This window comes from Gracilibacillus sp. YIM 98692, from assembly GCF_010993965.1.
In the GTDB taxonomy this organism is placed as follows: Bacteria; Bacillota; Bacilli; order Bacillales; family Amphibacillaceae; genus Gracilibacillus.
Map to the genome: position 1 here is coordinate 138,792 of NZ_WIXM01000005.1, position 22,200 is coordinate 160,991.

General features: G+C 37.5%; 18 protein-coding genes. 13 read left to right on the plus strand and 5 right to left on the minus strand.

Annotated features, from left to right (window positions below; genetic code table 11):
• Positions 1 to 56 precede the first annotated feature (56 nt).
• From GHD00_RS07395 to GHD00_RS07405, 3 genes are all read left to right on the plus strand, one after another.
• Positions 57 to 1,019: a D-2-hydroxyacid dehydrogenase gene (locus GHD00_RS07395; protein WP_163537512.1), complete on the plus strand. Its 963-nt coding sequence runs from the start codon at positions 57 to 59 to the stop codon at positions 1,017 to 1,019.
• Between the two features lie 85 nt (positions 1,020 to 1,104).
• The gene (locus GHD00_RS07400) at positions 1,105 to 2,109 is read left to right on the plus strand and encodes a nuclease-related domain-containing protein (RefSeq protein WP_205600724.1); all 1,005 of its coding nucleotides are present in this window, start codon (positions 1,105 to 1,107) and stop codon (positions 2,107 to 2,109) included.
• A 171-nt stretch (positions 2,110 to 2,280) separates the two neighbouring features.
• On the plus strand, positions 2,281 to 2,931 hold the full coding sequence (locus GHD00_RS07405; protein WP_163537514.1) for a DUF3889 domain-containing protein: 651 nt from the start codon (positions 2,281 to 2,283) through the stop codon (positions 2,929 to 2,931).
• A gap of 53 nt (positions 2,932 to 2,984) precedes the next feature.
• On the opposite strand, the gene GHD00_RS07410 is transcribed toward GHD00_RS07405, so the two are convergent.
• Positions 2,985 to 4,376, minus strand: a complete 1,392-nt coding sequence (locus GHD00_RS07410) for an alanine/glycine:cation symporter family protein (RefSeq protein ID WP_163537515.1) — start codon at positions 4,374 to 4,376, stop codon at positions 2,985 to 2,987.
• A gap of 194 nt (positions 4,377 to 4,570) precedes the next feature.
• Between GHD00_RS07410 and fabI the strand changes: the two genes are divergently transcribed.
• From fabI to GHD00_RS07425, 3 genes are all read left to right on the plus strand, one after another.
• The gene (fabI, locus tag GHD00_RS07415) at positions 4,571 to 5,350 is read left to right on the plus strand and encodes an enoyl-ACP reductase FabI (RefSeq protein ID WP_163537516.1); all 780 of its coding nucleotides are present in this window, start codon (positions 4,571 to 4,573) and stop codon (positions 5,348 to 5,350) included.
• Positions 5,351 to 5,472: 122 nt separating this feature from the next.
• Entirely contained in the window at positions 5,473 to 6,051 is a 579-nt protein-coding gene (locus GHD00_RS07420) for a YdcF family protein (RefSeq protein ID WP_163537517.1), read from the plus strand.
• Positions 6,052 to 6,392: 341 nt separating this feature from the next.
• Positions 6,393 to 7,580 carry an MFS transporter gene (locus GHD00_RS07425; RefSeq protein WP_240468637.1) on the plus strand — a complete coding sequence of 396 codons (1,188 nt, stop codon included), beginning with the start codon at positions 6,393 to 6,395 and terminating at the stop codon, positions 7,578 to 7,580.
• A gap of 93 nt (positions 7,581 to 7,673) precedes the next feature.
• On the opposite strand, the gene GHD00_RS07430 is transcribed toward GHD00_RS07425, so the two are convergent.
• A complete protein-coding gene (locus GHD00_RS07430) occupies positions 7,674 to 8,984 on the minus strand; it encodes a globin-coupled sensor protein (protein ID WP_163537519.1) in 1,311 nt (436 codons plus the stop codon).
• A gap of 333 nt (positions 8,985 to 9,317) precedes the next feature.
• Here GHD00_RS07430 and GHD00_RS07435 point away from each other — a divergent pair, with 333 nt between their 5' ends.
• The 6 genes from GHD00_RS07435 to GHD00_RS07460 all read left to right on the plus strand — a co-directional run bounded on the left by GHD00_RS07435 (position 9,318) and on the right by GHD00_RS07460 (position 17,545).
• Complete coding sequence (locus GHD00_RS07435; RefSeq protein ID WP_163537520.1) at positions 9,318 to 10,406, plus strand: hypothetical protein; 1,089 nt, start codon at positions 9,318 to 9,320, stop codon at positions 10,404 to 10,406.
• The gene (locus GHD00_RS07440; protein WP_163537521.1) at positions 10,393 to 11,274 is read left to right on the plus strand and encodes a diguanylate cyclase domain-containing protein; all 882 of its coding nucleotides are present in this window, start codon (positions 10,393 to 10,395) and stop codon (positions 11,272 to 11,274) included. Before GHD00_RS07435 ends, GHD00_RS07440 begins: the two co-directional genes overlap by 14 nt.
• On the plus strand, positions 11,240 to 12,811 hold the full coding sequence (locus GHD00_RS07445) for a DUF2334 domain-containing protein (protein WP_163537522.1): 1,572 nt from the start codon (positions 11,240 to 11,242) through the stop codon (positions 12,809 to 12,811). Before GHD00_RS07440 ends, GHD00_RS07445 begins: the two co-directional genes overlap by 35 nt.
• A complete protein-coding gene (locus GHD00_RS07450; RefSeq protein WP_163537523.1) occupies positions 12,804 to 14,069 on the plus strand; it encodes a glycosyltransferase family 2 protein in 1,266 nt (421 codons plus the stop codon). The genes GHD00_RS07445 and GHD00_RS07450 overlap by 8 nt, the downstream gene beginning before the upstream one ends.
• 26 nt (positions 14,070 to 14,095) lie before the next feature.
• Entirely contained in the window at positions 14,096 to 16,516 is a 2,421-nt protein-coding gene (locus GHD00_RS07455) for a cellulose biosynthesis cyclic di-GMP-binding regulatory protein BcsB (protein WP_163537524.1), read from the plus strand.
• A 234-nt stretch (positions 16,517 to 16,750) separates the two neighbouring features.
• On the plus strand, positions 16,751 to 17,545 hold the full coding sequence (locus GHD00_RS07460; RefSeq protein WP_163537525.1) for a TerC family protein: 795 nt from the start codon (positions 16,751 to 16,753) through the stop codon (positions 17,543 to 17,545).
• A gap of 105 nt (positions 17,546 to 17,650) precedes the next feature.
• Here the strand turns inward: GHD00_RS07460 and GHD00_RS07465 are convergent, their stop codons facing one another.
• Positions 17,651 to 19,183, minus strand: coding sequence for a glycosyl hydrolase family 18 protein (locus GHD00_RS07465; RefSeq protein WP_163537526.1), 1,533 nt, complete (start codon positions 19,181 to 19,183; stop codon positions 17,651 to 17,653).
• A gap of 144 nt (positions 19,184 to 19,327) precedes the next feature.
• On the minus strand, positions 19,328 to 20,224 hold the full coding sequence (locus GHD00_RS07470) for an AraC family transcriptional regulator (RefSeq protein WP_163537527.1): 897 nt from the start codon (positions 20,222 to 20,224) through the stop codon (positions 19,328 to 19,330).
• Positions 20,225 to 20,408: 184 nt separating this feature from the next.
• Between GHD00_RS07470 and GHD00_RS07475 the strand changes: the two genes are divergently transcribed.
• On the plus strand, positions 20,409 to 21,200 hold the full coding sequence (locus GHD00_RS07475; RefSeq protein ID WP_163537528.1) for a phytanoyl-CoA dioxygenase family protein: 792 nt from the start codon (positions 20,409 to 20,411) through the stop codon (positions 21,198 to 21,200).
• 84 nt (positions 21,201 to 21,284) lie between these two features.
• Here GHD00_RS07475 and GHD00_RS07480 read toward each other — a convergent pair whose 3' ends face one another.
• Positions 21,285 to 22,196, minus strand: a complete 912-nt coding sequence (locus GHD00_RS07480; RefSeq protein ID WP_163537529.1) for a class II fructose-bisphosphate aldolase — start codon at positions 22,194 to 22,196, stop codon at positions 21,285 to 21,287.
• Positions 22,197 to 22,200: the final 4 nt, after the last annotated feature.

Genomic DNA, 22,200 nt, shown 5'->3' on the forward strand with positions numbered 1-22,200 from the left:
CGGACGATTGTTCACCGTGATAAATATAGATAGTTTCATATATAGGGAGGGGTTTGATGAAGGGTAGGACTTTAGTAATAAATATGAATTTAGATGAAAACCTGCTCAAAGAAATTCAGCAGGAAGTACCTGACTGGAACGTCATTGCAAACAAAGATACTGACAAAATTCAGAACGAGCTGTCGCAAGCGGAAGTAGTGCTGCATTGGAAAAGGGCTGTTGCACCTATTTTGCTAGAGAAAAATGATCAGTTAAAATGGCTGCAAACATGGAGCGCAGGCGTTAACAGCCTTCCGCTTGATGCATTACAGCAAAAAAATGTGGCCTTGACGAGCGCTAATGGTGTACATGCTTATCCCATTTCGGAGACTATTTTTGCCCATATGCTTGGATTAACACGGAAGATTCATACATATGTCCGCCAACAGCAGGAGAAAACGTGGTACCATGCAGGGCTAAAGCTCGAGATCCACGAAAAAACAATTGGCATTATCGGTGTCGGAGCCATCGGGCAAGAAACAGCTAAAATCGCGAAGGCTTTTGGCATGAAGGTTCTAGGCGTTCGCCATTCAGGAAAGCCCGCAGACCATGTTGACGAAATGTACACCCCCGATCAATTGGCTGATCTTTTACCTCAATGTGACTATGTAGTGATAACGCTTCCGTTAACAGAAGAAACAACCGGTATGTTTGGGGAAAAAGCATTCCGTCAAATGAAAAATAGTGCTTTTTTAATTAACATTGGAAGAGGGCCGATTGTGAAAGAGGACGAGCTCATTCAAGCGTTAGAAAAAGAGGAAATTGCAGGTGCTGGTCTCGATGTGTTTGAGAAGGAACCCTTGCCGGAAGACAGTCCTTTATGGAATATGGATAATGTCATCGTATCGCCGCACACAGCAGGAGCAACCGAGCATTATACTGAACGTGTGATTCGGGATATTTTTATTCCTAACTTAAAGCATTATTTAGAAACCGGAGCCCCGAATGTAAATGTCGTAGATTATGAGAAGGGGTATTAAGTGGAAGCCATCAGCATAGGATGCTGATGGCTTACTGCTATTTATTGTGCTATGATTAAGGAAAAATAAAGGAGTGCATCATTCGTTGATCCCCGTTATTCCCCTCATTTATCAAAAGTATGCTGCCCTTTGTAACCGCCTTTTGGAACACCATGCTTCATTTTCTGTTATTGATGATTACTATCATCGATATGCCTCCGGCTTTCAAGGAGAGAAATCACTCGATTATTATTTAGAAATAGTACAAGATCCTTATGCCAATTGGTTAAAAGGCCTCCGCCTCCAATATCGTCATCATTTCCAAATCGATCGGTTGTATATAACCCCAGCATTTATGCTTCTCATGGAGGCAAAAAATATCACAGGCACGATTTATTTCGATCCCCATTCCAGACAGCTTTATCGAAAAATTGAAAACAAAGAGAAAGTCTTCTCCGATCCTTTGCTGCAAGTCGATTTACAAGCCAAACAACTTCGGCAAGTCCTCACATCTGCAAACCTTCCGCTAATGCCTATGTATACCATATCTGTTTTTACCAATCCAAACGCTAAACTTTTGTTAAAAGATTATCAAGATCGAAATCGTATACTAACAAAGCAGGAAATTCCATTTTATATCGAGCTATTGATGGCCAATCATCAGACGCCACAGCTTTCAATCGATCAATGGCAGAGTGTTATGCAATATTTAATAGATCATCACGAAGAAGCAGATATCGATATCTTAAAAAAGTTTCAAATTTTATGGCAAGACTTGCTGAAAGGAGTGCGTTGTCCCGCCTGTTCCCGTCTATATATGAATCGAGTGCGCTTGAGTTGGCAATGTCCGTATTGCGAGCACCGATCTCGTGATGCGCATATCCCTGCATTAATTGAATTAGCATTACTTTCAAATAATTTAATCTCAAATAAGCTGGCAAGAGAGTTTTTAATGGTAGACTCAGCAGATGCTGTTAACAAGATGTTAGTCAGAGCAGGTTTACACAAAATAGGAGCTAATAAAAATGCTCGGTATCAGTTCGAATTAAGTCGACTGACGGATAAATCAATAAAAGTGACGGATAAACGAGCGATACTGACGGATAAATAAAAATACTGACCGATAATCAGCAAGAACCGACCGATAAACGCCAAAAAGTGGCTCATTCCAATCCACAGACAGATATTCCATCACGTAATGGCTAGGTTTCTGTCACAAAGTGCGTGGTACCTCTCATAAAATAATTCTGAATCATTTTTTCGAAAATTAGGAGGGGTAAAGATGTATCCATATTATAGAAACGATGGGTATCCATATCATCCGGCACAACCAATGTATGATCCTTATGTCTATCCGCAAGCGTATAGTGCGATGCCTCATGATGGCTTGGAGCGACAAAATTTTATTCAAGGACAGGCGACTTGGACAGAAGGCGGCAATGTGACGCAATGCGGGATTCCATGGTCTTATAGTCAATACATGACTGCTGCAGTGAGTACGAATTCTCCATACCAATGCGGTCAAACAATAAAGGTAAGAAATCCGCAAACTTCCCGTGTAATTATTGTAACGGTAGTAGATACGGTTCCTGGTACTCCTGCTACACGTATCAACTTACATCGCAGAGCGTTTGAGGCGTTGGGAGCAAATCCTTCTGTAGGAGTGATTAATGTAACATTTCAGCCTTCACCGGAGTTAGAGCAAGAAAAGTGGGGAAAATATTTATTAGAAGTTACTCAAGTAGCTTATCCGAACTACAATGTGACGGATTACAACTTTATAGAGAGAACGCAGCCTGCTGCTAACCAAGTGAAGGAAACGTATGAATATTCACTGCAATCTCCGCAAGAACAGATCAAAGTAAGAGGAACCGTCACTTATAATCCGAGAACAGATCGAATTGTTTCCTTTGATATAAAAGAAGTTTCATAGAAAGGAGGGGCATTTAAAAGTGCCCTTCCTTTTTAAATTTAGGAAATATAGTATCAACTGCCGGAGTTCCGTTCTTCTTTTGCTATTTTCATAAATGATTTCGTCTCGGTTACCACAATGCCAGATAAAGCAAGTAAACCAATCAAGTTAGGAAACGCCATCAGCCCATTCATGACATCAGAGAAATGAAATACAACATCTAAGGATACTACGGCACCAACAAAAACAAAGACGATAAAAATATAGCGATATACTTTTACTCCTTTTTCTCCCATTAAATAAAATACCGATTTTTCTCCATAATACGACCAGCCGAGTATGGTGGAAAAGGTAAAGAACAAAATGCCGAACGTTACGATATAAGAACCTGCTGTTCCTAAGAAATGTGCGAACGAGGCACTAGTTAAAGCAGAACCGTCTAAACCGCTATCCCATTGATCCGCCATTACAATCGTAATACCAGTTATCGAACAAACAACAATAGTATCGATAAATACTTGTGTCATGGAGACTAATGCTTGTCTTGCAGGGTAATCAGTTCTAGCAGCAGCTGCGGCTATAGGTGCAGAACCTAACCCAGCTTCGTTCGAGAAGACACCACGTGCTACCCCATATCGAATAACTGTTCCAAGTAGACCTCCTGTAACGGCTTGACCTGTAAAGGCATCATGAAAAATAAATCCGATAGCTTCAGGTACTAAATCCACATGTAATATAATTAACAAGAGTCCACCAAGGATATAAAAAGCACCCATGACCGGGACAAAGTAAGCAGTGACACGTCCAATGCTTTTAATACCGCCTATAATGACAAGTGCAGCTAATAATGCAAAAACAACCCCTGTTATAACTGGGGAAATAGAAAAAGACTCTTCTAAAGAAGTTGCCGCTGTATTGGATTGCACCATGTTACCAATTCCAAAAGCAGCAATGGATGCAAAAATTGCGAACAAAACCCCTAAAAAGCGACCTAGCTTCTTATTATGAAGCCCTCGTTCTAAGTAATACATAGGGCCGCCAGCCATTTCTCCATTTGCATTTTCTACACGGTATTTGACTGCTAATAGTGCTTCCGCATATTTTGTAGCCATACCAACAAGTGCTGTAATCCACATCCAAAATACAGCACCAGGCCCACCTGCTACGACAGCTGTTGCCACACCGGCAATATTTCCAGTACCAATCGTTGCTGCCATCGCTGTTGTGAGAGCTTGAAAGTGGCTGATATCCCCTTTTGATTGTTGGTCTTGATTTTTGCTGAAGGATAGTTTCAATGCGTACGGAAGGGCTCTAAACTGCAGGAATATGAGACGGAATGTTAAATATAAGCCTGTACCAACTAATAACAGGAGTAACGGTGGTCCCCATACCCAACCCCCAATTTCACTAAGAACGTCTGCCCCTTGTTCGTTTACCTTTGTTAACCAACTCCAAAAATATTCCATGCCTTATCCTCCTTTATTTAAAAAGTTATTCAAATTATTCCAATAAATGCAAAAAAATGCAAGGGGGGATATTTTCAAGTATTTTGCTGAATCTAATGACATACATTTGTCGTTACGAATGGATTTGTGTCATAATCACTATGACGAGTTTTCACAACACCAACATGAAACGAAAAATCGGCTAGGAGGACACAATGGAAGATTTACTAAAACTTAAAGGAAAAAACATGGTGATTATGGGGGTTGCGAATGAACGAAGCCTTGCGTGGGGTGTGGCCAAATCACTTCATCAAGCAGGCGCTAACCTTATTTTCACCTATCGTAAAGAACGTTCTTTATCTAAGTTAAACAAATTACTTGAAAAAACAGACCTTGAGGCAAAACTTGTCTTATCGTGTGATGTAAATAATGATGAAAGCATCCAAGAAACATTTTCTAAAATTGGCGAAGAAGTAGGCACCATACATGGTGTAGTTCACTCGATTGCGTATGCACATGGAGAGGATTTAAAAAATCGCTTTGTGGAAACATCACGGGATGGTTACAGTTTTGCACAGGATACTAGTGCCTATTCCCTCATTGCTGTCGCACGCGAAGCGAAACCTTTTATGACAGAAGGCGGTTCGATTATAGCTATGAGTTATCTCGGAGCAGAGCGGGCTGTAGAAGGTTATAATGTAATGGGTGTTGCCAAAGCGGCATTGGAATCTTCTGTAAAATATTTAGCAATGGATTTAGGGAAAGAGAATATTCGCGTCAATGCTATTTCAGCAGGAGCGATAAAAACATTAGCAGCAAAAGGGGTGCCATCTTTTAATGAAATTCTTCATAAAATAGAAGAAACAGCACCACTGAAACGAAATGTTACGCAAGATGACGTAGGCGATATGTCCTTAGCCATGCTAAGCAACCTGTCCAGAGGGGTGACAGGAGAAATCATCTACGTAGATTCCGGTTATAATATTTTAGGATAATATTTTCCTAAAAAAGAGTACACAGCTCGTTGTGTACTCTTTTTATTTCAAATTTTGTCGAATGAATATTTTGGTGGTAAATTAGAATGGTCGGATGATATTTTAAACGGGGGGATGACGGTATGGGTTGGAAAAAATGGTTATTCTATTCTTTGCCTCTTTTTCTACTGCTCATTGGTTTTATTGTGTTGATTAATTTACATAAGTTTTTAGTATTAGAACAGCAGCCGAAAAAAGCAGATGCCATCTTAGTGTTAAGCGGTGGCAAAGGGGATCGTGAAGCAGAAGCAGCCAAGCTCTATCATGAAGGATGGAGTGATACCATTATCGTCACTGGCGCCCTTGTTGGCTGGGAAACCTACACATCCGAGATCATGACAGAGCATTTAATAGAACTCGATGTGCCAAAAGACGCCATTTACTCTTATAAAGAAGTGACCAGCACCAGAGAAGAAGCAGAACTATCGATACCGCTGCTGCGCGAATTAGACGTCAACACTCTCATCCTTGTCACCAATAAATATCACTCCGCACGAGCAACATGGATTTTCCAAAAAACATTAAAAGAAAAAAACATCGAAGTCATCTCCGTACCCGTACGCGACGATGTGTATGATCAGAATTGGTGGAAAAACCATGAAACAAGAAAGCACGGAGCAAGCGAAGTATTAAAATTCATTTGGGAACTATTCCGATTATAACGTAACAGCAAAAGGGAAGCAGAACTCAATTTCTACTTCCCCCTTAAATGCCGTTCCATTTCCTCATCACACCTGCCAGCAACCACCAGACAGCAATATAATACAAACGTAATCAACGACATCAACCCGCCAACAATCCACCACATACTGCGCGATCCTCACTTTCAATCTCTTATGTCCGAGCTTCTAACGACATGTACTAGGAGCACACGTGCGATTTCCCTCTTTATTTTTTACAAAAAAGCATGAGGATATACGTTCATAAAGTGCATATTGTTTTTATCGTTAGTGCGTCTTGCGTTATAATATATTTCGACTATCGAAATAAAGGAGTCCTGCTTGTGGGTCAATCGCAAAGGAAAAAAGAGAAGATTTGGACGAAGGATTTTGCCCTGATTTGCTTGGCAAATTTTTTTATATTTTTAGGGTTTCAGATGACGTTGCCGACGATTCCGTTGTTTGTGCAGCATTTGGGTGGAAGTGATGAGTTTATTGGGATTATTACGGGGATTTTTACGTTTTCTGCCTTAATTTTACGCCCGACTGCTGGGCATGCGTTGGAGTCTAAGGGACGGCAGTATGTATATATGATTGGTCTTGGGATTTTTGTGATTTCGATTGGATCGTATGCGTTTATTACAAGTATTGTCTTTTTGTTTATCATGCGTTGTGTGCAAGGGTTAGGCTGGGGGTTTTCGACGACGGCTACCGGGACGATAGCGACAGATTTAATTCCGCAGAGCAGGCGTGGAGAAGGGATGGGCTATTTTGGTCTTTCTGGTAATATTGCGCTTGCTTTTGGCCCGGCATTAGGGCTCACTTTATATGGGTACATTTCGTTTACAATGTTGTTTTTGATATGTTCGGCATTGGGATTAGTGGCTTTTTTGTTGTCTAGTCTGATTGCGTACAAACCTGTTGACCCTGAAGCGAAAAAGGTTACTGCTCCTCGATTTGATGTGTTGGAGAAAAAGGCATTGCGGCCGTCACTGTTGTTGTTTTTTATTACGACATGCTTTGGAGGAATTGCTTCATTCCTGCCGTTATATGCGGAGCAGGAAGATGTTGCAGGTATTGAAGTTTATTTTTTTGTGTTTGCGATTTTCTTGATGATTACTCGGACGTTTGCGGGGCAATTGTATGATAGAAAAGGGCATATTGTCGTGTTTTTGCCTGGGACGATTTCGATTCTTACAGCGATGGTATTATTATCATGGCTGCCAAATTCTTTTGTTCTATTTTTAGCTGCAGCGTTGTATGGATTAGGGTTTGGTACAGTACAACCTGCGCTTCAGGCATGGGCGGTGAATCAGGCGCCTGATAATCGTAAAGGAATGGCGAATGCGACTTTCTTCTCCTTCTTCGATATGGGAGTAGGCGTTGGTGCGATTGGTTTTGGCTTTATTGCATCTGCATTTGGCTATCGCTATATTTATATCGCAGCAGCTGTTTCTATCATGACATCGATAGTATTGTATATTTCGTTGTTGATAAAAGATAAAAAAATGCAGCAGCAGGGGGCCGTTTAATAAGCTAAACTTGGAAAAGAAAGATTCACTAGACACGCAACTGGAATATACTATAAGCCACGCATATTCCAGTTGCTTGATAGGATATAAGTCCTAATACTCGGTATCTACTGAATTGGTCATATTGACTAAATTATCAATGGCAGAAGAGATTTGATGGAATGACTGATTCACTTGTTCTAAACTATTAAAAAATTGGGAGATTTCATTTTCAATCGTATTGTTTTGCCCCTTTGATTGATTCATTTGTGAAACTAGATCTTCAAAAAATTGATAGATTTGTTTGATATTTTGTGAATTATCTGTAACGGATTCTTGGACTTCATCGACATAATTGGCTACTTTGGCAACTTGTGAGTTGGTTTCTTCGATTAATCCTGTCACATTACTCACAGAATTTTTAGTTTGTTCCGCTAGTTTGCGTACTTCATCCGCTACTACGGCAAATCCTTTTCCTTCTTCCCCTGCACGTGCTGCTTCGATTGCTGCGTTAAGCGCTAATAGATTGGTCTGTTCCGCAATGTCTGTCACCATACTGACAATCGATTCAATTTGATTAGATATTTCGGCTAGACGATTGGTTTCTTGTTCAATATCCTGCATTTTAACTTCCATTTGCCCCATTTTTTCTTCTTGCTTTTGCAAGTCATTTCTTCGCTCTTGTGATGTTTGTTCAATTTGTTCAGATGTTTTGGAACCTTTTTGAGCATAAGCTAAAATATCTTCTAATTGCTCCACAAGTGATTGGGAAGATGCTGCAGATTGTTGGAAAATGCCTGCTAATTCTTCTGATGTGTCTTTAATTTTTTGATGGATTTCTTCTTTTGCTGCTTCTTGCTCTTCATGTACCCGGTTTACTTCTAATTGATAAGCATCTAGTACTAATTGCTGTTCTAAGTTTAATATTTTGGATGTTGCCGATATCGCTTGATAAAACTCATTTTTATCGGATATGTTTTCATCTAAAATAGCTAGTAAAGAGTTTAGCAAATCTTGAAAGGCACACATATACCATTTCGGTTCTAATCCAATTTGAAAATGAATATGTGCAATTTTTATTCGTTTTTCCATAAAGGCTTGATCGATTTGTCCATTAAACATTTCTTGTATATGAACTATTAATGTTTGCTTTAATCGTTCTACTGAACTATTCGATTCGATAATGTCCATCAGGGATGTTTCATATTCTAAGTTTTTATAAAATTGATCGACAATTCTTTCAATATTTTGTTCGATAAATGGTTTGATTTGACACAAAACTACAAGATCTGTTTCCTTTAAATCTACCATCTGTATCTGTTTATAGAAGGTGCTGTCCGGTTCAATATCCATAAATACATCATGATTATCCATTTCTACTACAAAAGTTTGTTGTGATTCTTTTTTCTTAAATAGATTTCGCACTGTGATGCCTCCATATAAGTAATAGAATATTTGTCATAGGTATATGATACCATATATATATATGAAGTTGGCACTCTTTTTTGCATTTTTGAATCTAGCAAATTTTTAACATATGATAGCAAATGGATAAAACATGTGGAAATCGTGCTAAAGAAGGGAAACTGTCTATTTTTTGTTGGATATATTCTGACAACAATGTAGACAGTTTTTATTTTTTTTAGGACTTTAGTTTTGTGTAATGAAACAAAATTAGTTCTAATTCACTGACAGCCTTTCATATACTTTTATTAAAAGTAGAAAGCCATGTGTGCAAGGATGTTAGGGGTATGATGAATGAAAAGATCCCGGAGAATGGTTGTAATTATATTAACTGCAGCTTTGCTTCTCACTATAGTATTTCTATTAAAAGACAGAAACTCCACACCCGAAATACCGTTAGATACACCACACGAACAATTCATTTGGAAGGAGATGCTCAATCAAAATCTATTATTAAAAACAACACTTCAATCCCATTCAAGTGATTACTCTTTGTCCGAAACGATTGGTCTGTGGATGGAGTATGCCGTACTGACCGATAATTATCCTCTCTTTGAGATAGCATACCAACAATTAGATCAATACTTTGTAACAAGTCAAGGTTTTATACATTGGAGAATAAAGGAAAATGGCCAAACAACAGAACAAGTGAACGCATTTATGGATGACATAAGAATTATTCATGCATTATTAGGCGCAGAAGAACACTGGAATAAGAGCAAGTATAACAAAATGGCTCGAAAAATAACTAAAGCATTAGTGATACAAGGAACATATAAACAGATGTTTGTTGATTTTTATGATTGGGAGCATGATAGGAAAAGTCCTTCCATCTCTGTACAGTATTTAGATATTCAAACAATACGAAGGCTATATGCTTTAGGTTGGATTGATCAAAACATTTTAAACCAAGTAGAACAAGTCGCGATAGAAGCATCTCATCAATCTAGTCCTTTGTATCCGACCAGGTATCATATAGATACGAATCAGTTTATCCAGGAAGATACAGTGAATCTGATAGAACAAATGTATACCGCTTATCATTTTGCGAAAGCTGGTATCCAAACAGACAGATTTTTGGCATTTCTTACACAAGAGCTAGCAGAACATGACAAACTATATGGTCAATATGATACAGATGATCTGACGCCAGTGGTTGGTTATGAATCACCAGCTCTTTATGGTTTAGCAATTCTCTATACATTAAGCATCGAGGAATATGATATGGCATTACAATTCTATAACAAGCTCCAAGCATTACAAACAAAAGCTGGTTCTTTTAAAGGGGCATATCTAGATTCGTCCACAAGTGATACACATATTTTTGACAACCTTGTTCCTCTAATAGCAGAGAGGAGACTAATGGAAATTGAAATGGATTGATAGTCATCGTTTGCTTATCAGCACATGCTTGCTTCTATTCTATACTTTTTCTATTTCCTTTTATTTTTTTATGTACACCAATCAAACCCATTTAGATAAAACGCTATATGTTTCCATTATGATTTTAACACTTATCGGAATATCGAAAGGTACACTGATTAGTCTGGGAATTAGTTTATTGGTTATTTTTATTTTTGGCAGTTATATGATCTGGTTGCAATTTCATTTTGCAAATAGCATTGTAACCGAATCAGAAATGGCAATGGAACCGTTCTTCACTATTAAAGATATGTTCGTTTGGCAAATAGCCTTCCTAATATCTTCCTTTGTTTCTGGACATTTTCATCATCAAAAAGAATTGCTCATCAAAAAGTATCGTTATTGGGAGAAACAATTTAACCAATTAGTCACTATTGATTCAGTGACTGCATTTGATAATAAGAGGCGTTTTTTCCTTCAATTAAAGACTGAATTCAAACGTGCAGAGAGCTATCAACAACATTTCACATTGTTGTTAATGAAAATAAAAAATTGGGAAGCATTTAAGCGTCTTTACGGAAATGAAGAGGCAACGCATTTATTGCAATATTTTTCTGGTGAATTAAGGAAAATGTTAAGGGAAAGTGATAGCCGATTTCGCATTACAGAGGATACTTTTGCTTTTATTTTACCGGAGACACCTAAAAGTGATGTAGAGAAGATTATTAAAAATCTGGTGGAAAATAATAGTGATTTTTCGTTAAAAAGTAAAGATCGTCTGATCACCCTTCATTTTGAGTTTGGATATATATTATATGATGAGCAATTAGAGGATGATATGAGGATGTATAACGATGCGCTTGATGAACTTAACAGTTATGTTGATTAGTTTAGTAGTGATGTTTACACAATGGCCGCAACCGGCATCTGCTAATATTAGCTCTGAAGTAAAGTCGCTCATTCTATATTCCAACAATGAAAATACACCGAATGAACAAGTATACGTCCTTGATCAACTCATTAGCCATTACTCCAAATCTGATATCAAAGCAGACAATGAAGTGACAGACCTAACAAACTATGATTATCTCTTTTATATAGGCTTTCATTCTAAAAGACTAGATCGATATTTATTGGATTTAATAGAGGATTTCGATAATCCGATTATTTTTATCGGTGAAAATGTCAATCAATTACATCAAAGAATAGGTGTGACGGATACAGGTTCGACAATAGACGTAAAAACCATATCGATGATAGATTCTCAAAGGACATCAGCTTTTACAGAAGTGAAAAAAATCCGCTCCATTACCTTTGATCGAGATATGAAAAAAGTTATAGAAGGGCAGCGGGGCAACTATTCCTACCCAATTTTTGTGACCAATGGGGTAGATTACTATTTAGCTTCACACCAATTACATGATAAATTGATGTATTATTTATCCACTGTTTTAGCAGATGTTTTTAAAGTCGATCGTGCATCATATTTATCAGCATTTATCAAGATAGAAGCTATCCATCCATCAACAGATATAACACATTTAACCAAAGTAACCACTTATTTAGCAGCAAATGATATACCTATTATTTTGTCCGTGTCTCCTACTTATGAAGATCCGAATACAAAGAAAAAAAATCATTTGACTGATTCTCCTATGTTAGTGCAAAAACTATTATCCCTACAAGAACTTGGTGCAGCAATTATTTATTCCTATCCCTCCTTTTCTGAAGATATCAGTACAGAGGAAAAAAGGGAAACAGTTGAAGAAGGTTTACAAGAGTTAGCGAGTTATAAAATTTATCCGATTGCTGTCTCTTTTTCCAGTAACATGACCACTTTTACCAAAGAAGATCTGGATATAGCCAGCGAATATTTTTCTACTCTCATTGCATCTGGGAAACGATCTAACCTTAGCATCTTTAAACATACTGCGCCCTATGTAACAAAGCCAACGTATTTGAATGATATGGTATGGATTCCGGAAACGTTAGGATATATAGAAACAAATAATACGAGTGGGGTGCTGAATATCAAGGGACAGATGAATGACCTAGCCCTTATACCTAGTGCTACCCTTGGAATGACCGTCCATTCTTATGTAGACCTGGAATACTTAGAGCAAATGGTGAAAGAATTCGATACTGTTCTAGGGAAAAGATGGTTACATTTAAAACATTGGGACTTATCTGTGCATGCCCCCTATATATCGATCCGCTCCAATGTGAATGGGGATGTTGAAATTGATAACCAAATGTCTCTAATTCGAGAATTCACTTATCGCTATCAACTGACTGCTTTGGAAATTGTGTTGTGGAGTATTGTACTGATTGTCAGCATTTTTATCACAGCCTTTTTGCTTTATTTAATCTATTTAAGGATATGTCTGAGAAAATCTCTTTTTTTAGAAAGGAAAAGGAATGGCTAATACACTTTTTATCATTGCTCTATCGATTATTTGGATGATGCTCTTATATCACATGTTCCTGATGCAAGGGGGATATTTACATTACTTAAGATATGCAAAGCCAATCGTTCAATGGAATGAAAAACTAGAGACTCATTTGTTGCCTACAGTCAGTATTTTAATCCCTGCACATAATGAAGAAGTAGTAATGGAACGGACGATCAAAGCCATGGTGAAACTAAACTACCCTAAAGATAAGTTAGAAATCATTATTGTGAACGACAATTCATCAGACGGGACTGGTGAAATTATTGAATATTATCATTCCCTTTATTCGTACATCATTCCTGTTCATGTAGAACCAAGCGAAGCAGGAAAAGGAAAATCTGGAGCATTAAATCAAGGATTTAAGGTGTCAACAGGTGAAATGATTGCTGTGTATGATGCGGATAATACACCAGAGAGTATGGCGATTTATTATCTCGCTCTGGCTATGGTAAATGATCCGAAGGCTGGAGCCATTGTTGGGAAATTCCGTGTGAACAATGCAGGGAAAAATTTACTTACTCGTTTTATTAACATCGAAACACTCTGTTTTCAATGGATGGCACAAGCTGGACGATGGTTTTGGTTCCACATTGCTACTATACCAGGAACGAACTTCGCTATCAGAAGGTCGATACTGGAAGAGTTAGAAGGATGGGATGTCAAAGCATTAGCAGAAGATACAGAATTGACGATACGTGTGTATAACTTAGGCTATTATATTCGTTTTTTTCCAGCAGCTACTACATGGGAACAAGAGCCTGAACATTGGAAGGTTTGGTGGAAGCAGCGTACAAGGTGGGCAAGAGGAAATCAATATGTTGTCATCAAGTTTTTATTTCGATTTCTCAATTTGGATAGAAAATCGATCGTCTTTGACTTAATCTATTTCTTTTTTACTTATTTTCTATTTTTCTTTGGCGTGATTCTCTCTGGTTCGATATTCGCTATCAACTTGTTTGTTGATTTAGAGTTAGAGCTAGGCTTTATTTCGATGATACTTTGGATATTGGCCTATTTATTGTATATAACCGAGGTAATGATTGCATTAAGTATTGAAAAAGATCAAATGAGCAAAAGGAATTTTATTACGGTCCTCTTTATGTATTTTACTTACTCACAATTATGGATAGCATTGGTCGTCTATGCTTTATATTTAGAAACAAAACGAGTTCTCTTTAAAGAAGAGATGAAGTGGTATAAAACAGAGCGATTCGATCACAAACGACCGTAAAGCTTATATAAAGGCAGGAGATCTTGATGAGTAATGCTAACAATGACGAAAATCTATATCAAAACCTATCCAGAAAGGCCACGTATGCGAAAAACAAAAAGAGAAAGTGGATATGGCTAACACCTTTTATAATGCTTATAAGTTGTGGTTTGATTTATCTTGTTATCTTATATGGTGACAAAATGATGACGTATATCGAAACTAGTGTTCCTTTTGTTCAGGGCGATGTAGAATCTAAAAATGGCGAAATGCTCACACACGATAATGAAGAATCAGACCAACCATCTTCAGAAGATCCGCCAATAGGAGAGGCAACAATAGATCAAGCAGACCGTGAAGATCAAAACCCTAATTACGATTTAAACCTTATTTCAAATGAGGATCAAGATGAGTCAAAAACTACACCTCAAAATCAAGGGGAAATCATTTTATTTGGTGAAGAGGATATGACCTTAAAGGGTGTTAATGGGAACCGTGATTTTTATTTTACATTACCACTAAGTACGGTTGGTGAGGACAGTTATGTGGAATTAACCATCAGTTCCTCTGATTTATTGATAAGAGATCTCTCTTCCTTCACTGTTTTAATCAATGATCGGCCGATAAAGAGTTACTCCTTTCAAGATAAGCTTGAATTTAGAACGTTTAATATTCCACTTGATAAAGAATTTTTTGTGGATGGTGTGAACAAGGTTTCCCTTCAAGCACGATTATATATACATGCAAACTACTGTTTAGATCAGACAGATCCTGCTAATTGGATGGTTTTACACAAAACTTCCTATGCATTTATTGATACAAAAGAAACAACCATTACTGATGATTTATTAAATAGTTATCCGTATCCATTTATTACGTCAGGAGCACAGGAGGAAGTTCATACGTCAATCGTGATTCCTGACAATAGCGATGAGGATATAATGAAAACAGCATTAGACCTTAGTCAACATTTATCTCGAAAAACGGTTAGCCAGCAACTTGTACCTGTTCGCTTTGAAACGGAATGGTACCCTGCAACGGAACAAGATCATGTCATTGCAATTGGCACAATGGATGCATGGTCGGGAGAAATGGCAAAAAGGATGACATTTAAAGATATGTCGTTACACCCAGATGAGCTTTACTTAAATAACACGATTGAGAAAACAGATAACAAAATAAGACAAATATTGTTTGTGTCTGCTAATAATAACGAGACATTAATAGAAAAGGCCTCCTTACTGATGAATGAACAGATAACCGAGCAATTAACGGGAAATGCCATCAAAATTACGAGTATGCCATCTGTGGAAAAAGAGGAGGTAAGGGAAGATCTGGCACTTCCTATTGTGGATGAGTCTCTTGTTTTAGACGATACACAATTATCGACACAAACATTCTATCTATCTATTCCTCCTTATCAGACTATTCAAGGTGATGGAACCTTTTATTTATCACTTCGAGCATCGCCAGTTTTAAGAGAATGGGAGAATACAGAATTCAAGGATCAGCTCGGTCTGACTGTTTATGTAAATGATCAACCTTATACCGTTCCATTAACTAATCTTCTAGCAGAAGACACAACAGAAGTAGAAAAGTATGATTACTCATTCTCTATTCCGAAAGAACAGCTTGTTAATCAAGAGATCGTGACTGTCAGTTTTGAATTTAACTATCCATACACTCCAGATGGTTGTAGGCAAAGTTATAAAAGCGGCAATTGGGTCACCATTGAAGAGGATAGTAATTTGGATATTCCTTATGAAATAGAGAGAGCTCTTTCTTTACATCACTGGCCAACACCGCTTTTTCGCCAGGGGGAAAAAGCTTATGATGATGTAGTCTTTATCTTGCCAAAAAATTTACAGAAAAACAGCTTGAAACAATTGTCTTTGATTGTCCATAACCTGTCAAGATACAGTTCGTTTAATAATTTCAGTGTTGTCATAGGAGATGTTGGTGATTTAAGTGATCATACACGATCAAATTCTCACTTAATTTTTTTTAAGGGAGCAAATGATAGTTTTGCTTCCGTACATGAAGGCTTAGTCGTTCCATGGAGCAAAAAAGATGGGGTAGATTTATCTCCTTTTGGATTCATAACAGAAACAGTGAGCTATGTTTCTTGGATACAACCTTCTTATTGGAACAACGATAAAGCAATGGTATTTTTTCATTCGACGGATGATGAACAGAGTGATAGTCCATATATCCATGAAAAATTCTTTGATCTCTTAGGAGAGGTTGATCAATCTAAAAATAATACGATGAGCGTTGTCAATAAAGCGAATCAATTATTTACTTTTAATGATAAAAACAGGAACGATGATCAAGGGAGAATAACAAGTGTCTCCAATCGTGATATCATGATCGTTATCATTATTTTCAGTGCTGTTATTTTATTAACTGTCTTGCTCTTATGGATATTTTGGAGGCGTAAAAAAAAGAGAGGGGAGTATAACTATTAAGTATATTCCTTTGGGTCCATCTAGACAAATTCAAGGGGATTTGGTAAAATTGTAAGAAGTGTAATAGGGGAGTAGCTTTTACAGTAATTGTCGTCACTTCAGAGTAAAGTCATTTACTCTCGGCATTACTGGCGACCAAGAGTTGTTAGCAAGACCTTTGCCAAATACGGCAGAGGTCTTTTTTATGTCGTTAAAACGATCTTAAGTAAGCTTCGTTTGAGAGGAGAATGGAAATTGGAGTCAATTTGGTTAGAGTATGGATGGACATTGTTAATACTGATTGCTTTAGAAGGTCTATTGTCTGCTGACAATGCACTGGTTCTAGCTGTCATAGCTAAGCATTTACCGGAAGATCAGAAAAAAAGAGCCATAAACTATGGGATTATCGGAGCATTCATCTTTAGGTTCGGAGCTATTTTTGCCATATCCTTTTTAGCGAATGTATGGCAGGTCCAAGCAATTGGTGCAGCTTACCTAATATACTTAGGACTAAAACATATTATTGGTACTTATTTTGGTTCAAAAGAAGATACGGAAGAAGAGGGAGAAGTACCTAAAGGGAAAGGATTTTGGCCAACTGTAGCCAAGATTGGTGTCGCAGATCTTGCTTTTGCAATCGATTCCATTCTTGCAGCTGTAGCCCTTGCGATAGCTCTACCTGAGTCACCGCTTCCATCTTTTGGTGGGATGGATGGAGCCAAATTTGGAGTTATCGTTATCGCAGCCATTGCAGGTCTTGTCCTGATTAAATTTGCAGCGACTTGGTTTGTCAAACTTCTGCAAGTGCGTCCAGGATTAGAAACTGTTGCATACTTAATCGTAGGTTGGGTCGGCGTAAAGCTTGCTGTTATTACACTTTCCCATAAACATGTAGGTTTCTTAGATGAACACTTTCCTCATAGTTTAGGATGGTCCATTACTTTCTGGAGTGTTTTACTACTAACTGCAGTTGGAGGTTGGTTCTTGTCAGGTAAAAAATCAGAGGAAGATTATGAAAATAACCAGGAATCAAAGGCATCTGCTAATTAGGTCCTGTCACCTCTTGGGTTTGGATTATTATTTTGTCGAATAAAAGCGATATTCAAGGCGGTACGATCAGAAAATAAAAACCTGCTCATTATTTTAAGCAGGTTTTTATTTTAAATCTTCATATATTTTGGTTAATAATACTCTATCAGGATCCTGGCTAAGCTCCCACATCATGGCACCGCCTAATTCCATCGATTGGATATAAGATGTTTTATGGCCTATTGATTCAACATCATCATAGCTTATGAACGTGGAATCATTAGATAAATAAGGAGTCTTCGAATCACTTTCCCACTGACGCCTAAATTCATTTTTATTCAGATAGTTTTCTTCAATAGATGCATACCCGACCGATTTTCCATCTGAGAAAGGTTGATACAAGCCTGAAGAAGCTTCGTCTACTTGATTATAAACTCTGCCGTAAAAAGGTATTCCTATCACCATTTTTTCAGTTGGTACACCTCTATTAATATAAGTTTCAACAGCGTCTTGTACACTCCACTCCTGAGCAAATTTGCTGTCTGGGTCCTTGTGTAATGGAGCATTTAGACCAGTAATTTGATCCCATTCGCCATGGATATCATATGTCATCAATTGAATGTAATCAACATATTGGTGAAGCTTATCTAACTCCATATTTGCTGCATGGTGACTGCTTACGCCTGCTGCTATAGTTAACAGATAATCCTTTCCGTCTTTTTCACTTTGAGCATCTAATGTTTCACGAATTTTTTTCAATAATAGCGTATAATTTTGTTTATCTTCTGGACGATTTGTATTGCCTGCTTTTCCACCACTAACAGGATATTCCCAATCAAGATCAACGCCATCAAAACCGTATTGAAGCATAAAGTCTAATACACTATCTGCAAAGGTGGTTCTTGATTCTTCGGTTAGGGCGACATCAGAGAATTTATCAGACCATGTCCAGCCACCTACAGAAATCAATGTTTTTAAGTGGGGATGTTGTTCTTTTAGCTTGTTTAATTGATGGAAATTTCCTTTGAGTTCTTGGGTTTCGGTATCACCAGGGAACGGTTGTTGTGTATCTGCCCAAGGATCTCCTACTTTCATTTTCCCGTCTTCGGAGATGTTAGCAAATGCGTAATTGATGTGTGTTAGTTTACTAGCATCAATGTCTGTCACCTGGTATTCTGAATAAGTAGCCCAACTCGCGTAATAGCCCACACGCTTATAATTTTGTTGTGCTGCCTCGACAGGGGAAGTGTTATCTACCAGAACTGATTTAGAAACTTCACTTGTTTGATTAGCCGTGTCATAAGCAACGACTTTTATATGTTGAACCCCATCAGGAACCCACGGATCAGTCGTCCAGTCAATCGTGTAAGGGGCTGATGTGACGGTTTTGATTAAATAGTTCCCACCTTCGCTATAGAATTCTGCTTTACTAATTCCGTTGTCGTCTGAAGCCTTAACAGATAATTCTACCGTTCCTTTTATCGTTTGATTGTCTTCAGCGATAGGGGAAACAGTTATATCACTTATGCTTGGGGCCTTATCTACTGTTGTACTTTGTGTATTTGCTACTTTAGTATTATTTATAAGTACTACAAATAATAGGAATACGAATAAGAGACTAGAGAACAATATTAGGTGATGTTTTCCTCTTCGTTGCATTCTATTATCCTTTCTATTAGATTCACTATCCCCTATTTTAATATGTAAATGGTTAAAGGACTTCAAGTAAATGTTGGGAATACGATTTATATGTGAAGTGTCTGTATATGATTTTTCGAAGATATTCTTTTCGGAAAATTATTTTTAGTGAATAGCCCGATATTCCTTTGGTGTCATGCCAACTTGTTTTTTGAAAATTCTATTAAAATGGCTAATATCATTAAAACCGCAATCAAAAGCAATAGTTGCGATCTTCTTTTGAGATTTTTGAAGCTCGACACAGGCGTATTGAATTTGCACACTATGCTTGTATTCAATTAATGTTTTACCAGTATGTTCTTTGAATTTGGCTGTTAGAGAGGATACACTCATTCCATAGGTTTGGCCAAGATGGGAAAGTTTTAATGGATGATCGCTGTGTTCTTTTAAATATTGTGTAATCGAATGAATCGCTTCTTTATCACTCATGATAACACTATTATCTGATTGGTTCAGTGTATGATACCGGCTTAATAGCACAAGTATTTCAATTAATCTAGTTTTTATAATGAGTTCAAAACCATCTTCTTGTTCTTGATATTCATGATGAATCGTATCTAAATGTCGTTCTATTTCTATTTTTTGTGAAGTGTGAAGAGGTAAATATGGGATAAAAGATGCGTTTTTACGTAGAAAAGGGATTAAATAAAACAAGTTAACAAATGATGGAATGGCATTAAGAATAGCAAGTTCTTTACCTAAAAAATTCTTGCTAAATAGCACATTATAAACAATGGTATCTTGATGTGTCGAGGGATTAAAACGATGATAGACCTCGGGTTCAATAATAAAGACATTCCCCGCTGATAATGGATATGCTTGGTTTTCCATATAGTGAGTTGCATTTCCTTCCACTACAAACACGAGCTCAAAGAAATCATGATTATGGGGAGGAATCGGCTTTTCTTTTGAAATAAAGTATTGATGAATATGAAAAGGAAATGCAGGTTTGGAAAAAAATTGCTCACCGAGAAGTGTTGAAACATTATGTTGATTTGCCATAAAACCACTCCAAGAAAAGGATATTCTGTACTATATCATTATGTAAGCGTTTTATCAAATGAGAACCTTTTTTTGTTTGGCAAATCGTCCTATATGAAAAGTAAATCGACCAAGTAAATCAATCAAGACCAATATAAACTATAAAGTAAGTTACATTAAACAACCTTTTAGGGGGAATGTATTCGTGTTTCGAGATTCTCAAATCGAGCTTTCAGAGGAACAAATCAATCATTATCAGGAAAACGGCTTTGTTCAGGTGGATACTGTCATAAGTTCTGATGAAGTAGAGGAGCTGCGTACTTATCTTGATGAAGTGATGAATAATGAAAGTGAGAGATCCGTGCAAAATAGTAAAAAAGGAGCTGCTTACTATAAAGTACTAAATCAACGTGTTAATACCTGGCGTGACCATGGTGGAATGGCAAAATTTGTTCTTTCCGAAAGATTAGCCGGGATGGCAAATCAGTTAATTGGTCATAAGGGTATTCGATTATTTCATGACCATGCTCTATTGAAAATGCCGCTTGATTCAAAAGAGACCCCATGGCACCAGGACTACCCATATTGGCCGATGAAAGAACCAGGAGCACTATCGATATGGTTAACGCTAGACGATGTAGATGAGCAGAATGGTTGTATGAAATTTTTGCCTAAGACGCACAAGTTAAAAGATTTAAAGGCTGTTGATTTGGTAAATAGTCATGACATCTTTGATGATGCAAAAACAAAGGGGCAGTTATTAGACAAGGACAGAGCGGTTACAGTGCCATTGAAAGCAGGCAGTTGTACGTTCCATGATGGATTAACCTTTCATGCTGCTTACTCTAACCAAACGGATAAACCAAGAAGAGTATTAGCCATTATTTTTATGCCTGATGGTACGATTTATAGCGGAAAATCACATCCTGTTGTCGATGGACTAAATATCGAAAAAGGGGAAGCCCTAACTGGTGGAACCTTTCCGAAGTTAGCATAGCTAATCGTAAATCTGATGAATAAAGGGTTAAGCCAGCATGCGAAAAGGAGCGCGCTATTTTCTAAGCGAGCTCCTTTATTTCCATTACACATGCAATGAATCTCTTTTATATTGATTTGGATAAGCTTTTGTTTTTATTTTTTGTGCTTTCCCATTACATCCGACTAAGGTCATTTTCTCTTTTGCAAGTTCTTTTGCTACTTCTTTTGCTTTGGATAGATATTTTCTGGGATCTAAGGAATCTGGTGTTTTGGAAAAATGGTCCTTAATTGCTTCTGAATAAGCATTTTTTAATTCAGTTGATACGTTCATTTTTGCCATTCCTAATGATACACAACGTTTCACATCTTCTTCAGGAATAGCAGAACCACCGTGTAGAACGAGCGGTTCATCAACAAGTTGTGCTATTTGTTGAATTCGATCAAAATCAATATCCGGATCACCGCTGTAAATACCGTGAGCTGTACCAATTGCTGGAGCTAATGTTGGTACTCCGGTTCGTTCAATAAATTCCTTACATTCAGAAGGAACTGCTTTTTCCGCATCTTTATCGGAAACGACAATGTTATCTTCAACACCACCGACTTTCCCTAGCTCTGCTTCAACATTTACCTCAATATGTTTGGCTATATCCATTACTTGATTGGTAAGACGAACATTTTCTTCGAATGGATGCATCGAAGCATCTATCATGATTGAGGTATAACCTGCTCGAATGCACTGAATAATGACGTCTAGTTCGGTGCAATGGTCTAAATGGAGTGCCATTGGAATATCATATTTTTCAGATGCAGCATGTGCTGTTTTCACAATGCTATCTGGCCCTAAATTTTTTACAGTTCCAACAGTTGTTTGAATAATTACAGGTGCATCTATCTCGGCTGCAGCTTCTGCAACCGAGTAAAGCATATCGAAAGAGTGAACATTAAAGGCAACAATTCCATAACCTGAATTTCTTGCTTCTTGTAACATTGGTGTTGATGAAACGAGTGTCATAAGA